The organism is Xanthobacter autotrophicus ATCC 700552 (assembly GCF_043194565.1).
GTDB lineage: Bacteria > Pseudomonadota > Alphaproteobacteria > Rhizobiales > Xanthobacteraceae > Xanthobacter > Xanthobacter autotrophicus_F.
Genome location: NZ_JBAFVS010000007.1, coordinates 115,047 through 130,597 on the forward strand (window position 1 = coordinate 115,047; position 15,551 = coordinate 130,597).

At 69.4% G+C, this 15,551-nt stretch carries 10 protein-coding genes; 2 read left to right on the forward strand and 8 right to left on the reverse strand.

The window, feature by feature from the left end; all coding sequences use genetic code 11:
- Nucleotides 1–4,113 carry an amino acid adenylation domain-containing protein gene (locus V5F48_RS09855; protein ID WP_394258538.1) on the forward strand — a complete coding sequence of 1,371 codons (4,113 nt, stop codon included), beginning with the start codon at nucleotides 1–3 and terminating at the stop codon, nucleotides 4,111–4,113.
- Between the two features lie 329 nt (nucleotides 4,114–4,442).
- Here the strand turns inward: V5F48_RS09855 and fhuF are convergent, their stop codons facing one another.
- The 8 genes from fhuF to V5F48_RS09895 all read right to left on the reverse strand — a co-directional run bounded on the left by fhuF (nucleotide 4,443) and on the right by V5F48_RS09895 (nucleotide 14,467).
- A complete protein-coding gene (fhuF, locus tag V5F48_RS09860) occupies nucleotides 4,443–5,198 on the reverse strand; it encodes a siderophore-iron reductase FhuF (RefSeq protein WP_394258539.1) in 756 nt (251 codons plus the stop codon).
- 10 nt (nucleotides 5,199–5,208) lie between these two features.
- Nucleotides 5,209–7,203 (reverse strand): Fe(3+)-hydroxamate ABC transporter permease FhuB, encoded by a 1,995-nt coding sequence (gene fhuB, locus V5F48_RS09865; RefSeq protein ID WP_394258540.1) that lies wholly within the window; start codon nucleotides 7,201–7,203, stop codon nucleotides 5,209–5,211.
- Nucleotides 7,190–8,095: an ABC transporter substrate-binding protein gene (locus tag V5F48_RS09870; protein WP_394258541.1), complete on the reverse strand. Its 906-nt coding sequence runs from the start codon at nucleotides 8,093–8,095 to the stop codon at nucleotides 7,190–7,192. The genes fhuB and V5F48_RS09870 overlap by 14 nt, the downstream gene beginning before the upstream one ends.
- On the reverse strand, nucleotides 8,092–8,844 hold the full coding sequence (locus tag V5F48_RS09875; protein WP_394258542.1) for a sigma-70 family RNA polymerase sigma factor: 753 nt from the start codon (nucleotides 8,842–8,844) through the stop codon (nucleotides 8,092–8,094). The genes V5F48_RS09870 and V5F48_RS09875 overlap by 4 nt, the downstream gene beginning before the upstream one ends.
- 81 nt (nucleotides 8,845–8,925) lie before the next feature.
- The gene (locus V5F48_RS09880) at nucleotides 8,926–9,732 is read right to left on the reverse strand and encodes an ATP-binding cassette domain-containing protein (protein WP_394258543.1); all 807 of its coding nucleotides are present in this window, start codon (nucleotides 9,730–9,732) and stop codon (nucleotides 8,926–8,928) included.
- A complete protein-coding gene (locus tag V5F48_RS09885) occupies nucleotides 9,726–12,284 on the reverse strand; it encodes a TonB-dependent siderophore receptor (protein WP_394258544.1) in 2,559 nt (852 codons plus the stop codon). Before V5F48_RS09885 ends, V5F48_RS09880 begins: the two co-directional genes overlap by 7 nt.
- A gap of 179 nt (nucleotides 12,285–12,463) precedes the next feature.
- Entirely contained in the window at nucleotides 12,464–13,441 is a 978-nt protein-coding gene (locus tag V5F48_RS09890; RefSeq protein ID WP_394258545.1) for a FecR family protein, read from the reverse strand.
- Nucleotides 13,442–13,903: 462 nt separating this feature from the next.
- Nucleotides 13,904–14,467 (reverse strand): sigma-70 family RNA polymerase sigma factor, encoded by a 564-nt coding sequence (locus tag V5F48_RS09895; protein WP_394258546.1) that lies wholly within the window; start codon nucleotides 14,465–14,467, stop codon nucleotides 13,904–13,906.
- 236 nt (nucleotides 14,468–14,703) lie between these two features.
- On the opposite strand from V5F48_RS09895, the gene V5F48_RS09900 reads away from it, so the two are divergent.
- The gene (locus tag V5F48_RS09900) at nucleotides 14,704–15,492 is read left to right on the forward strand and encodes an SDR family NAD(P)-dependent oxidoreductase (RefSeq protein WP_394258547.1); all 789 of its coding nucleotides are present in this window, start codon (nucleotides 14,704–14,706) and stop codon (nucleotides 15,490–15,492) included.
- The last annotated feature ends 59 nt before the right edge of the window (nucleotides 15,493–15,551 follow it).

Sequence of the window (15,551 nt, forward strand, 5' to 3'; positions counted from 1 at the left end):
ATGGCCCCGTCGCCGCACGACCTCGCCCGCCGCTTCGCCCAGCTGGCGCCGGAGAAGCGCCGCCAGTTCCTGGACGCCCTCGCGGCGGCCGGCGTGGACTTCCGCCTGCTGCCGATCCCGGTGGCGCCCCGGCCGCAGGGGCGCGCGCCCTTGTCCTACGCCCAGAACCGCATGTGGGTGGCGCAGCAGATGGGCGGCAACGCCGCCCTCAACACCATCGCCGGCGGCCTGCGCCTCGACGGGCCGCTGGATGCCGATGCGCTGGCCGCCGCGTTCGCCGGCCTTTCCGCCCGCCACGAGGCCCTGCGCACCACCTTTGCCATGACTGCGGACGGGGTGCCCGAGCAGGTGATCCATGACACGGCGCCCATCGCCCTCGAAAACATGGACCTCTCCGGCACCGCCGATCCGCAAGCGCGGCTGAAGGCCCTTTCCGATGCCGACGCCACCCGGCCATTCGACCTTGCCGCCGGGCCGCTCACCCGCGCCACGCTGGTGCGCCTTGCGCCGGAAACCCATGTGCTGCTGTTGACCCAGCATCACATCATCTCCGACGGCGCATCCCTCTCCGTGCTGCTCAGGGACCTGATGACGCTCTATGCCGCCCGGCGCGCCGGCACGCCCGCCCCGCTCACGCCACCAGCCCTGCACTATGCGGACTTCGCGTCCTGGCAACGCAACTGGCTCGGCGCGGGCGAGATGGCGCGGCAGATCGAGGGCTGGCGCGCCCGCCTCGGCGACGGCGGCGCGCTCCTCGCCCTGCCAGCGGATCGGCCGCGTCCCGCCACCCAAAGCCATCGCGGCGGGCGCCATGCCATAACCCTGCCGGCGGAGCTGACCGCGCGCCTGCGCGCGGTGACACAGCAGGCCGGCGCCAGCACTGCCATGGGGCTCATGGCCGTACTGCTGGCTTTGCTGTTCCGCCTCACGGGCGAACGCGACCTGCGCCTCGGCATCCCCGCCTCCAACCGCGACCGGCCGGAGACGCAGGACCTCGTCGGTCTGCTGGTGAATACGCTGGTGGTCCGCGCGGAGGTCACCGGCGCCACCAGCTATCGCGCCCTGCTCGGTACGGTTCGGGCCGCCATGCTCGACGCCCAGACGCTCCAGGATGCGCCCTTCGAGGAGGTGGTGGAGGCGCTGCAGCCCGAGCGCAGCCTTGCCCGCAGCCCGCTGCTTCAGGTGATGCACAGCCATCTGGTGGACGAGCGCCCCGCCCGCATGGCCGGCCTCACCCTCTCGCCGGTGGCGCGCGACACCGGCGCCATCGCCTTCGACCTCGTGCTGGAAACCACGGAGCAGCCGGACGGCGCCATCGTCGCCGCCTTCGGCTATGCCCGCGACCTGTTCCGATCGCAGAGCGTGGCGCGCATGGCGGAACATTTCCTCGCCCTGGCGGCGCGCTGCCTCGCCGTGCCCGACGCTGCCATCGGCGACTTTCCGCTGGTGGACGCGGCAATGCTCGACCGCCTCTCGGCCCCTTGGCCGGGGGACCTGCCCCTCGCCGATGGGCTGGTGCCCCGGCTGATTGCCGAGGCGGCACGCCGCCGGCCCGATGCGCCGGCGGTGATCTGCGGCGGCGAAACCCTGTCCTTCGCCGAACTCGAGCGGAGCGCGAACCGCATCGCCCATCATCTCCTGCGCCTCGGCCTCGGGCCGGAGACGCGAGTGGCGGTGGGCCTCAAGCGCGGACCGCGCGCGGTGGCGGCCTTCCTCGGCGTGCTCAAGGCGGGGGCGGCCTTCGTGCCGTTCGATCCCGACCATCCGGCCGAACGCATCGCGGATGTGGTCACCGATTCCGGCGCCGTCTTCGCCCTTGTGGACGCGGACGGGCCGGCGCTGCCGCAGGCCGTCACCGCTTTGGTGCCGGAACGGCTCGATCTCGACGCCCTGCCCGACACCGCGCCGGAGGTGGCGATCCATCCCGGGCAGCTGGCCTATGTGATCTACACCTCCGGCTCCACCGGACGACCCAAGGGCGTCGGCGTGCCCCACGGCGCGCTTGCCATGCATGTGCGCGCCACCGGGGCGCTCTACGGCACGGGCGAGGACACGCGGGAGTTGCACTTCCTCTCCTTCGCCTTCGACGGCGCCCACGAGCGCTGGATGGTGCCGCTGGCCTTCGGCGGCGCCATCGTGCTGCGCGACCAGGGCCTGTGGAGTGCCGAGGAGACGCGGGACGCCCTGGCCCGCCACCACGTCACCCACGCCGGCTTCCCGCCGGCCTATCTCACCCAACTCGCCGAATGGGTGGAGGGCGCCGGCGATCCGCCCCCGGTGACGGTCTATTCCTTCGGCGGCGAGGCCATGCCGCGTGCCGGCTTCGAGGCGGTAAAACGCGCCCTGCGGCCGCAGGTCCTCATCAACGGCTACGGTCCCACGGAGGCGGTGATCTCGCCCATGGCCTGGCGGGTGCCGGCCTCCGAGAGCTTCGACGGGCCTTATGCCCCCATCGGCCGCGCGGTGGGTCTGCGCCGCGCCTATGTGCTCGACGGGGCGCTCCAGCCCGTGCCCATCGGCGTCGCGGGGGAGCTTTATCTTGGCGGAGAGGGGTTGGCGCGCGGCTATCTCGGCCGCCCCGGCGCCACCGCAGAACGCTTTTTGCCAGACCCCTTCGGCCAATCCGGCGGGCGCATGTACCGCACCGGCGACCGGGTCCGCTGGCTCGCCGATGGCACGGTGGAATATCTCGGCCGCGCCGACCAGCAGATCAAGCTGCGCGGCTTCCGCATCGAGCCCGGTGAGATCGAGGCCCAGCTCCGGCAGGAGGAGACGGTGCGCGAGGCGGTGGTGATGCTCCGCACCGATGGCGCCGCCCCCCGGCTCGTGGCCTACGTCACCCCCGCCGACGGCGCGGTGGCCGAGGAAGCCCCGCTGCGCGCTGCCTTGCTGCGCCGACTGCCGGACTACATGGTGCCGGGCCGCATCGTGGTTCTCGACGCCTTCCCCGTCACCCCCAACGGCAAGCTGGACCGCGCCGCCTTGCCCGCGCCTGCGGAAACGCAGGACGTGATCGTCGCGCCGGAAGGCGAGACTCAGCAGGCCGTCGCCGCCATCTGGTGCGACGTGCTGGGACGCGCCAGCGTGGGCGCCAACCAGAACTTTTTCGACCTCGGCGGCAATTCCCTCGCCGCGCTGCGGGTGCTGAACGCCCTGAAGATGCGCTTCCCGGACAAGACCATCGGCGTGCCGCTGCTGTTCAGTCATCAGGATGTAGCGAGCCTTGCCGCCGCCATCGATGCCGATGCGGTGGGCACGACGCAGGTGGTGCGGCTGAACCCGCGCGGCAGCCGGCCCAAGCTCTATTGCTTCCCGGGCCTCATGGTGAACACCCGCGAATATGCCCCGCTGGTGCGCCGGCTGGGGCCGGACCAGCCGGTCACCGGCTTCGTCTGCTACTCCCTCACGGAGGAGCGCAAGAGCATGGTGTCGGTGGAGGACATCGCCGCGCGCTACGCCGCCCACATCCGCGCCGAATGCGCCGGCGGCCGCGCCACGCTGCTCGGCTGGTCGTGGGGCGGGGTGCTCGCCTTCGAGGCCGCGCGGCTTCTGGCCGGCGAGGTGGAGATCGGCTTCGTCGGCATGCTGGACGTGTGCAATCTCGACGTGAATTTCGCCGTGGGCCGGCTCGCCGACATCGCGTCCGCCGACCGCGCCCGCCTTGCCGCGCAGGTCGCGGCCTGGCTCGACCTAGCCCCCATGCGGGCCGAGTGGGAGAACCTGTTCGCCCGCATGGACGACACCCTGTTCACCCAGTTCCTGCGCTATGTGGAGACCATTGGCGGCGACCTGCCCACCGACGGGCCAGGCCTCGGCAGCCGGGAATACGAGCTCTTCACCTTCATCGACAACACCCTGCTCTACCGGCGCTTCCGCATGGCCCCGTTCGACGTGCCGGTGCGGGTGTGGCTGGCGGAAAACTCGGTGGCGCGCGGGCTCGACCTCGTGGACTGGAGCCGCTACTCGCCCCGCGTGGACCAGGTGGAGGTGATCGCCGGCGTCACCCATCGCGAAATCGTGGACAGCGCCCGCTTCCACGACAGCTTCGCCCGCAGCCTCGCCAAGGCCTGGGACACGCCGCGCGCCGCGGCGCTGGCCGGAGCGGCGGAATGAGAGGTCTGGGGGAGGCCCGGCAAGCCTTGAACGGCCGGTCCGCAGTCCCGCCGTCAGACCCGGCCGTGTGCCGGGCATCCGCACCCTTGCGCGATGCAAGCTTCGGTGGCTGGTCCCGCGCCGTGAACCTTGCGGGAGGGGCTATCCGTCCCTTCGGCCTCAGCCTTGGCAGCTCTTGGCCGGAGTCACGCTGCCTTGGCAGCTCTTCGCCAGAGCCACGCCCTCAGGGCACGGTTGCCCCACGCGTTGCCTTGCCTTTAGAGCGCTTTCGAGCGAAGTGGACGCCGGTTCGCGTGAAGAAAACGCGTCAACACAAGAGTCTAGAGCGACTACCGTGGGCCTAGGCGAGCGGAAAACGCTCTAGACGTCTTGTCACCGGCGAGCACATGGGGGCAGTTGCTGCAATAGCCGCGCTCCGGCAGCAGGTAGCGCACGCAGCACACCCGCCGCCACCGTCCCTCGCCGCCCGGTCCCGGCTCGTAGCGCACCGGCGCGTGGAAGGGATTGCGTGCGCCGCCCGGCCAGCGCGGCGCCGCCACCAATAGATCGCACGCCGCCACGGCGGACGGGGCCTGCCCCATGCCCTCCAGCTCCCGCAGGATGGCTTCGAACAGGTTGGCCGCATTGGTCCAAAGCACCTTGGTCGAAAGCCCCGAGCGCGCCGCCAGCGCCACAAACACCGGCTCCAGATGATCGAAGACCAAGGGCTTGAAGCGCACGAACGGGTCGGCCTCGCCATCCACATGCCCATCGTGGGGCAGCACGAAATGGTCCGGCAGGCCCTCCTCGTCCAACACGATGGCGAGGTCGTCGATCGCAACCGGCATGTGGCGGCCGAGCACCAGATGGGCCACCACCACCACCGGCATCAGGATGTGCACGTAGTGGATGGAAAAGAGCGAGGCGAGGGCGCGCGGGTCCTCGCCGCCGAAATGGGCGGCCACAAGGTCCAGCACCGCGTCGAGCCGCGCGGGATCAAGCAGTTCGGGCAGGGGAAAGGCGCCGGGCTTGGCGCCGGGCAGCACCAGCGTGTCCGCATAGGGTTCGAGCGGGCCGTGGAAGATGGGCGCGAGGGCGGGGATCATGGGGTGTCCCTCACAGCCGCCGGATCCGCCACAGCAGATAAGGCGCGCCGATGAGCGTGGCGAGGAGGCCGGTGGGGATCTGCCGGGGATAGATCAGCGTGCGGCCCAGGACATCGGCGCCCACCATGACCGCGGCGCCGATCAAGGCCGCCGCGATCAGATGCGGCAGCGCCCGGGAAAAGCCCGCGAGCCGCGCCAAGTGCGGCGCCAGAAGGCCCACGAAGGTCAGCGGCCCCACGATCAGCGTGGCGGTGGCGGTCATCACCGCCGTGAGCAGCAGCAGCAGCAGGCGCGCCAGCTTCACGTTCACCCCCACCGCGCCGGCGGTGACCGCGCCCAGCGGCAACAAATCGAGCCAGCGGGTGAATGGCACCGCCGCCGCCCCCAACACCGCAAGGGCAACGAGCCCGGTGACCGCCTCCGCCTCCCCCACCCGCGCGGTGGAGCCGGCGAGCCAGGCCAGCAGCGTCATGGCGCGGGGATCGCCGGAGGCCGTCACCGCCACCACCAGCGCATCGAACAACGCGCCCAGCGCAATGCCGGCCAACAGGATACTGTCCGGCGCGAAGGCGGCGCGGCGGGTCAATGCCAGCAGGCCGAAGGTGGTGAGCGCCGCTCCCGCCGCGCCTGCCCCGATCTCGGTGGAACGGTCGGCGCCGGGCAGCGCCATCACCACCACGATGAGCGCCAGCGCCGCGCCGGAGGTGAGGCCCAGCACCTCCGGACTCGCCATGGGGTTGCCGGTGACGCGCTGGGTGACGGTGCCCGCCATGGCGAGCAGCCCGCCGGCCGCAAGCGCCGCCACCACCCGCGGCCAGCGCCAGTCGAGGAAATCGCCGGACAGGTCGAGGCTCCAGCCGCCCGCATCGTGCGACAGCAGCAGCGCCGGCACCAAAAGGACCGCGAGCACGACACCCACCTGCCCCAGGGCGAGGGCCGGCCTTTCCAGGCGCGGCTCCAGCACCGGGGCGGCCATGCGCGGCGGCCGGACATCGCGCTGAAGGCGGGGCAGCAGCCACAGCAGCAGCGGCGTGCCAAACAGGGCCGTCAGCGCGCCGGTGGGCACGAGATCGCCATAGAGCCCGGCCAGAAGCTGCACCAGTTGGTCGGTGAACCAGAGCAGGGCCGCGCCGATGAGTGGTCCCCACACCAGCCGGGCGCCGAAGGTGCGGGCGCCGGCCAGCGTCGCCAGCGCCGGCGCGGCGAGGCCGACGAAGCCCACCACGCCCACCGCGCTCACCACCGCCGCCGCCAGCACCACGGCTACCGCGAGCGCCGCGCCGCGCAGCCCCACCAGCGGCACGCCGAGGCTGCGCGCGCCCTCTTCATCAAGGTCCAGCAGCGCCAGCGGGCGCACCATCAGGGCCGCCCCGAGACCCGCCACCGCCACCAGCGGCGCCAGATGCAGCACCACGCCCCAGTCCTGCTGGGCAAGGGAGCCCGCGCCCCAGATGAACAGGCCGGCGAGATAATTCTGGTTGAACAGCACCAGAGTGGCGCCGAGGGCCCCGAAATAAAGGCTCACCACCATGCCCGCCAGCACCACCGCCAGCGGCGCCAGTCCCTTGTTCCAGGCCAGCGAGAACACCAGCACGGCGGCAACGCCGCTGCCCGCGAGCGCCACCGCCTCGCGCCCGAACCCGGCAAGGCCAGGTACCGCAAGACTTGGCAGCGCAAGGGTTGCCACCACCAGAGCGAGATGGGCGCCGGCGGACACGCCAAGGGTGGTGGGCGAAGCGAGCGGATTGCGCAGCACCTGCTGCATCAGCACGCCTGACAGGCCCAGCGCCGCCCCGCACAGCCACGACACGAGAAGGCGCGGCAGCCAGCTGAAATGCACCACCACTTCGCCCATGGCGCCGGGGCGGACCAGCGCCTGCAAGAGGGAGCCGGTGCCGATGCGGGCATGAAGGCTCTCCGCGCTCAGGGCGGCGGCGCACAGCGCGAGAACCAGCACCAGCGTGGCGGGGCGGAACAGGCGGACGGAACCTTCAGCCACGGGCATCCCCCCGCCCCGCGCCGGAGATGGCAGGCGCGGCGGCATGGTCCGCCAGCACGCGGGCAAAACGCATGGCGGAGACGAGGCCGCCGAACGACCACACGGTTGGCAAAAGGCCAACGCGGCCGGCCTCGACCATGGGCAGGCGCTGCCACAGCGGCCCGTGCGCCAGGGTTGCCCGGGCCTCGGGCGGCACCGGCTCGAACACCAGCAGCGCCGCATCCTGCGCGGCGGCCAGATGCTCCAGCCCGAAGGTGGCGAAGCCCCAGAAGCTCGCGGCCCCCGTGAAGGCATTGGCGATGCCAAGGCGGGGCAGCACCGCGTCGAACAGGGAACCGCGGCCATAGACGCGCACGTGCCGGGCATCCACGAAGCTGGCAAGATAGAGCGGCCGGACGGTCAGCGGCGCCACTTTCGAGCGCGCTTCCTCCAGCACGGCATCTGCGTCCGCCAGAAGGCGCGCGCCCGCCTCCTCGCGCCCGGTGGCGGCGGCCAGCGCCAGCGCCACCTGCCGCGCCCGCGTCCACACCTCGCCGTCCGCGTCGAAGATGGCGAGGCTCAGGGTCGGCGCGATGCGGGCGAGCATGGGCTCGAACGAGGCCAGTTGCGGGGTGATGACGATGAGGTCCGGCTTCAACCGCGCCACCGCCTCCAGATTGGGCTCGACACGCAGCCCCAGATCGGGGACGCCCGGCGGCAGCGCCGGTTCGCGCACCCATTGCGCATAGCCATCGCCTTCCGCCACCCCCGCCGGCACCACGCCAAGGGCGAGCAGGGTCTCGACCATGCCCCAGTCGAACGCCACCACCCGCGGCACGGGAGCGGCCATCGCCCGGCTGGCGAGCAAAGCCGCCGCGCCGGCGATCAACGCACGGCGGGAGAAAAGAACATCCCTCATGCGACCACCTTCGGCGCCACGCGGCGGACGCTGGTCTGCCGTTCCGCCGCCGGGCAGCGCGCGACGGCACGATGCGTCTTCTCCAGTTGCGCCTTGTCGGGAGCGCGCGTTTTGGCAGAGTGCGTCTTGGCAGAGTCCGCCTTGGCCGCGCGCGCCTTGGGGCAGCTTGCCTTGGGACAATGCGCGGTGGTCCGCCCGCAATAGGCGTCGATGGCGTCGCGACAGGTCTTGGTGGCATCGCGCACCATGAAATTCACCAGCGTGCGCGACACCCCGAGATGTTCGGCAATGTCCTTCTGCGGCACGCCGTCGATGCGGTGGCGCAGGAAGGCGAGGCGCGTGCGCGGCGGCAGGGTGTCGAGGGCACGGACCACCGCCTCCAGCATCTCGCGCTGCTCCAGGCGCTCCAGCGGGCAGGCGCAGGGCATGGCCACGTGGGCGGCTTCCTCCGCGCTGCCGGCAAGGCTGCGCTCGCGCTTCAGCCTCCGTGCCCGGTCGATGGCCAGGTTGCGCACGAGACGGTAGAGGAACGGCGCCGGATGGTCCGCCGCGATGATCCCCTCCCCCTCGCAGAGCTTGACCGCCACGTCCTCGACCACATCCTCCGCCAGATGCCGGGACTGGACGATGCGAAACGCCATCCGCACCAGCCGGGCGCGGTGGGCGAGCAGGGTGTCGAACAGGGGGACGCTCGCCGCCGCGCCTGAAAGCGCCACGGAAGCAGAGGTAATGCGCAGCGGCGCGGTCATGGGAACCCCTTTCCGCCGACCGGCGGAATCACCCGCGCAACCCGGCACATCCAGCCCCCGCCCTTAAGCCGTGGGGAAGTGTCAGCGAACGAAACTCACCGGCCACCCGCCGTGCGGGTGCGCCATCACCGCCATGGGAATGCCGTAGATCTCGGCGAGCGCATCGGCGGTCACCACCTGGCCCGGCGGGCCGCGCATCAAAAGCCGCCCGCCGCGCAGCGCCACCAGTTCGTCGCAGTAACGCGCCGCCATGTTGACGTCGTGCAGCACCATCGCCACGCCGAGCCCGTGCGCGTGGCCCAGCCTGCGCGCCAGCGCCATCACTTCCACCTGGTGGGCCACGTCGAGGGCGGCGGTGGGCTCGTCCAGCAGCAGGTAACGCGCCTCCTGCGCTACCAGCATGGCGAGCCATGCCCGCTGCCGTTCACCGCCCGAAAGGGTCTCCACCAGCCGGTTGGCGAAGCCGCCCACGTCGGCCAGCGCCAGCGCCGTCTCCACCGCCTCGCCGTCGCGCGCACTCTTGCGGCCGAGCGCGCCGTGCCAGGGATAGCGGCCGCACGCCACCAGTTCGCGCACCTTGAGCGCGCCCGCCGACGGCGGCGTCTGTGGCAGATAGGCGACCATGCGGGCAAACGCCCGACTGCTCCACGACGACAGGCTTTGCCCATCGAGGACAAGCGTGCCCGCGCTTGGCGCCTGTTGCCGCGCCAGAAGCTTCAACAGCGTGCTCTTGCCCGACCCGTTATGGCCGATGATGCCCACCACCCGGCCCGGCCGGAGGGTGAAGGACACGTCGCGCAGCAGCGGGCGCCCTTCGGCGGCAAAGCCGACCCCGTCGAGCACAAAGCCCTTCGGCTCCACCGCCGCCATCGGCACGTCAACTACCATTTGTAGGTGACCTGCGCCGTGATGGTACGGGTCTGCCCGTAGGAGCAGCCGATATAAGTATCCGCGATGCTGGAGCAGGTGCCCACATAAGCATTGTCGAACAGATTCTTGGCGGTGAGCGAGAACAGCCAGCTGTCCTTGGCGTAGCGCACCGCCGCGTCCACCAGCGTGTAGCTCGGCACATAGATGGTATTCTCGCGGTCGCCCCAGGTGGCGCCCACGTAGCGCACGCCGCCGCCCAGGCCGAAGCCCTTCAGAGCGCCGTCCTGGAAGGTGTAGTCCAGCCAGGCCGAGGCCAGATGCTCCGGCACTCGCTCGGGCGTATTGCCGACGATGCTCTGCGCCCCCTCGGGCGGCGTGTCCGCCGTCACCTCGGCGTGCAGATAGGTGTAGGCGGCGAGAAGCTTGAAGCCGTTCTCGAAGTCCACCGCGCCTTCCACTTCGAAGCCCCGCACCTGGATCTCGCCGGTCTGGTAATAGGCCTGCTGCATGGGGTCGGTGGTGTCGAAGCTCACCGCATTCTGCTTGGTGAGCTGGTAGAGCGAGGTCTGGATGTAGCTTTTTCCGTTGTTGGGCTGGTACTTCAGGCCCACTTCATACTGTTCGCCGGTCTCCGGCTCCAGCGGCTCCATGGCGTAGCTGATGGGCAGCGGGCCATAGTCCGTCTCCACCGTCACGCTGGACTGGGTGAAGCCCGGCATCACGTTGAACGAGCTGGAATAGCTGGCATAGGGCGTCAGGCCATTGTCGAACAGGTAGGAGAGACCGACCCGGCCGCTGAAGGCGCCGTTGTTGGCGCTGGTCTGGAACGTGCTCGGAACGTTGACGCCATAATAATAATTCAGCAGCGGCGCGAGCTGTGCGAGCACCGGGCTCTGGGTCGAGCTTTCGGTCTGCACCCAGTCGTAGCGGCCGCCGAAGGTGAACACCCATTTGTCGTGAAGCTTGAACATGTCCTGGGCATAGATGCCGGTCTGGCTCAGCTCCTGGGAGGTGTTCAGGGTGTTGATCAGCGGCGCGACGGTGCTGTCGTAGACGGGGAAATAGGGATTGATCGGCCCCACCGGCGAGGAGCCCGTGATGAGGCTCTGCAGCGTGCCGCCATATTGGGTGCCGTCCTGCTGGGTGTTGGAATAATCGAGGCCGAACACCACCTGATTCTTGGCGAACCCCAGATCGCTGTCGTACTGGGCCTGGTTGTCGATGGTGAAGACGCCCAGCGTCTGGTCATTCTCCTGCGCGGTGCGCAGCAGGGTGGAGGTGTCGCCATAGGCCGCGGTCGGGTAGGCGGTGCGATAGTCCACGTCCACCGATGCGTAACGCAGGTTCTGCCGCAGCGTCCAGCCGTTGTCGGCCCGGTGCTCGAAGAAATAGCCGCCCGAATACTGGGTGGCATCATACTTCGACCAGTCCGGCACGCCGAGGAAGCGCGAGGGGGGAATCTTGCCGTAGACGCTGGAGTAGAGCGTGCCTTCCGCCGGCAGCAGCTGGTAGGTGTCGCCGGTGCGATCCTGCTGCAGGTTGGCAAACACGGTGAAGGTGGTGTCCGCGTTCGGCGTCCAGGTCAGGGTCGGCGCCAGATAGATGCGGTCGTTGGAGACATAGTCCACCTGGGTATCGGCCCAGCGCACCAGTCCGGTGAAGCGATAGGTGAGGTTCGAGCCGTCAACGCCCGCGCCATTGATGTCGAAACCGGTCTGGATATTGTCGAACGAGCCGTAGGAGGTCCAGATCTCGCCGAACTGCGACCCCACCACCGGCAGCTTGGACACCAGATTGACGAGGCCACCGGGATTGTTGAGGCCATAAAGCGTGGAGGTCGGCCCGCGCAGCACATCCACCCGGGCAAGGCCGTAGGGCTCCTGGCGGAAGCCGGCGAAGCCAGCCGTGGGCATGCGCATGCCGTCGCGATAGATGCCCAGCAGGTTCTCGTCGAAGCCGCGGATGACGAACTGCTCGAAGCGATTGTCCTGCCCGTAGGGCGAGGCCGAGACGCCCGCCGAATAGCCGATGGCGTCACTGAGGGTCTGCACCCCGCGATCATCCATCTGCTGGCGCGTGACCACCGAGATCGACTGCGGAACCTCGCGCAGCGGCACGTCCATCTTCATGCCGGTGGAGGTGTCGACGGCCACGAACGGCCCGGCGACACCGTCGGCCTCCACCGTCACGGTGTCGAGCTGGACACCGCCTTCCGGCAGCGTGCCGCCGCCGCTCGCCGCCGGCCGGGCAATGGTGACCGAGTTGGCGCTGGTGAAGCGGTAGGTGAGGCCGGTGCCCGCCAGCAGGCGCGACAGGGCCTGCGCCGGCGCAAGGGTGCCGGACACGCCCGGTGACCTGACCCCGCGGGCCAGATCCGCCGTGTAGAGCACCTGAAGATTGGCGCGATCACCGAACGCGGTCAGCGCCGTGGTGAGGGACGACGGCGGGATGGAGAACGGGACCGCCGCCGCCTGCTGCGCCATGGCGGGCGAAACGGCAAAGCCCGACGAAATGGCCGTGCTCGCCAGAAGACCGAAGCCCAGGCCGAGACGGATGACCTTGCCGCTCACGCGCGACGGCCGACGACAGCGATAGTCCAGCATGACACCCCGAAAGCCCGATGAGCTGTGCGGCGGCGCCGACCCGAGCAGCCGGGACCGAGCGCCGCGATATCTCAAAGACGGACGCGGGTGGCCGGGACCTCACCTCGATCGGGAGAAAAAATCGGCGGCTGGACTTTCCGCCATCGTCAGGCGGGGTAGAGCAGCACGAGATAGCGCGTGAGCGCCATGGAGCGCACCGGCAGGCTGCGGGTGATGGCCTCCAGGACGCCGTCCGGCTGGCGGATGTCGAAAATGCCGGAGACCCGCAGGCGCAGCAGGGTGCTGTCGGTGACCATGATGGTGCCTGGCCGGTAGCGGTTCACGTCGGCGATCACCTGCCGAAGCGGACGATCCTCGAAGATGAGCTTGCCGCGCCGCCAGGCCGAGGCCTGAACATCGCTCACCTGTTCCGTCTCGCCGATGCCGGAGGCATCATAGCTCACCGCCTCGCCTGCCCGCAGTTGCGCCAGCGCGGCCGCGCCGGCCCGGATCGAAACCGCGCTCTCGGTGACCGCCACGGTCACCTCGTTCGACCACAGGTGCACGGAGAACTGGGTTCCGCTCGCCGTGGTGACCCCGCCCGCCGCCGTCACCGAGAAGGCCCGCGCCGGATCGGGGGCGACATCGAAGAAGGCGCGGCCGCGCAACAAGGTGAGCAGCCGCGCCTGCGGCGTGAACTGGAGCGACAGGGCGGAATCCGCGTCGAGGTCCACCCGCGAGCCATCCGCCAGCGTCAGTTGCCGCTGCTCGCCGACGCCGGTGCGGATCGCGCCGTCGAACCAGTCCGGAACGCCCAGGGCCACTCCGGCCACCACCGCCGCCGCCATGCCCGTGGCCCCGATGAACAGGCCGCGGCGCGACATCATGCCCCCCGATGCACGGAAAGCGGGCGAACCGCCCGCCGCCGCCGCCCGCCGCGGATCGCCCATTTGGTCGAGGTCGCCCCAGAGCGTCTCCAGCGATTCATATTCCCGGCGGTTCTCGGCGGCAGCGGCGATCCAGCTCTGGAACGCCACGGCCTCCGCCGGCGTCACCTCGCCGGAGCGCATCTTGACGAACCAGCCCAGCGCTGCGTCGCGGGCCGTGGGTCGGACTGTCGTGTCTCGAACTTGCGATTTGCGCACACCGGCACCTGTGGAACGAACCGTGCGGCGAAGATCCGTTTTTCACCGCTCTGTCTCTCCTGACGAAATAGACCGGCCTGCACCTCACCTCAAGATTTAGAAATTTTCTAGAAACGATCCCCAAGCATTGCTTCGGCCACAACGGCGGCGATCCCCAAGTCCCATCGCCGGGAATGACGGTATCCGACAGCTGTCGCCATGCGCCTAGGGCGGTCTGCCCCGGTCTTCGACCGATGCCGCGTGGGTTGCGATCCAACGCCGCGCAGAACACGGCCGATTTGGCGGGAAAAGGTTAGAGCATTTTCGAGCGAAGTGGACGCCGGTTCGCGTGAAGAAAACGCGTCAACACAAGAGTCTAGAGCGGCTACCGTGAGCCTAGGCGAGCGGAAAACGCCCTCTAAACTTAAGGAAAGAGAACGCGTTATCCGATCAGATTGCGATGCAATCTGATCGGCGCGTGCTCTAGTCGAGCAGGTCCGCAAGCCGGTCGCGGCAGTGGACGAGCGCCTTCATCACATGCTTCTCGACCATGCTGCGGCTGATGCCGAGGCGCTCGGCGATCTCGCCATGGCTCAGGCCATCGAACTTGTGCAGCAGGAACACCTCGCGGCACTTCGGCGGCAGCTCGGCGATGGCGGCGTCGAGCACCCCCAGCCGCTGCTTGTAGTCCAGCGTGTGCTCGGGAGACGGTTCGGGCGCGGCCACACCCTCATATTCGACATCCGCCGCGACCAGACGTGATCGCACGGCCTCTTGCCGCAGATGGTCGATGGCGATGTTGTCAGCGACGCGAAACAGATAGGCGGCCGGGCTTGCGATCTCGGCGGTGGGTGTGCAGGCATGAATCCGCAAAAACGTGTCCTGAACCACGTCGCTCGCCGCGGCCGGATTGCCAATGCGACGCGCGACATGACGCAGCAGATCATCGTAATGCCGTGCGAAGGCGCTTAATAGAAATATTCTATTTTTCGGCTCCACAACCCGAAACTTCCTGTCAGCATTGGAAAGAGCGGGCGACGCTTTCATTCCAATAATCAGACCAGCCAATCAATTCTGGTAAAATAGAGCATAGGCCGGATCGATGCAATGCATTCGCAACTGCAGACCGGCCGCCGGCAAGCCGCAGCGCGCGAGACAGGGCGCGCCCGCCGCGCACCACCCACCGCGCACTATCCGCTGCGCACTACCTGCCGCGCACTTGGGCATTTCGTTTCCACGCGCACCGGGATAAGAGGAACCAAAATCGGGGAAGCGAAACGCTCATGTCCTCCACTGATCAGAAGGTCGCCCTTGTCACCGGCGCCGCGCGCGGCATCGGGCTTGCCGTGGCGAAGAAATTCCTCGCCGAAGGCTGGCGCGTGGCGCTGCTCGATATCCAGGGCGCGCTGCTTGAGGAGGCGGTCGCCAGCCTCGGCGAGGCCGACCGCACCCTAGCCCTGACCTGCGACGTCTCCGATGCCCAGGGCATCGCCGCCGCCGTTGACGCTCTGGTGGCGCGGTTCGGGCGGCTCGATGCGCTGGTCAACAATGCCGGCGTCGCGGTGTTCAAGCCTTTGCTGGAGATCGACGACGCGGAATGGAGCCGGGTGTTCGAGGTGAACCTCAGCGGCCCCTTCATCTGCACTAGGGCCGCGGCGCCGCTGATGCGCGAGCAGGGCGGCGGGGCCATCGTCAACATCACCTCCATCTCCGGACTGCGGGCCTCGACGCTGCGCACCGCCTACGGCACCAGCAAGGCCGCCCTCGCGCATCTGACGAAGCAGCTTGCGGTGGAACTCGCGAGCCTCGGCATCCGCGTCAATGCGGTAGCGCCCGGCCCGGTGGAAACCGCCATGGCCAAGGAGGTGCACACCCCCGCGATCCGCGCCGACTATCACGACAGCATCCCGCTCAATCGCTACGGGCTGGAGCAGGAACTGGCGGAGGCGATCTTCTTCCTGTGCAGCGATCGCGCCAGCTACATCACCGGCCAGGAACTGGCGGTGGATGGTGGCTTCGACGCCGCCGGCATCGGCCTGCCGACCCTGCGCGGTGCCCGCCGCAACGGGTGACAGCCATGGACCGCTGAGATTGCCTCATCGGCCGCTAGAGCATTTCCCCGTTTCACTGA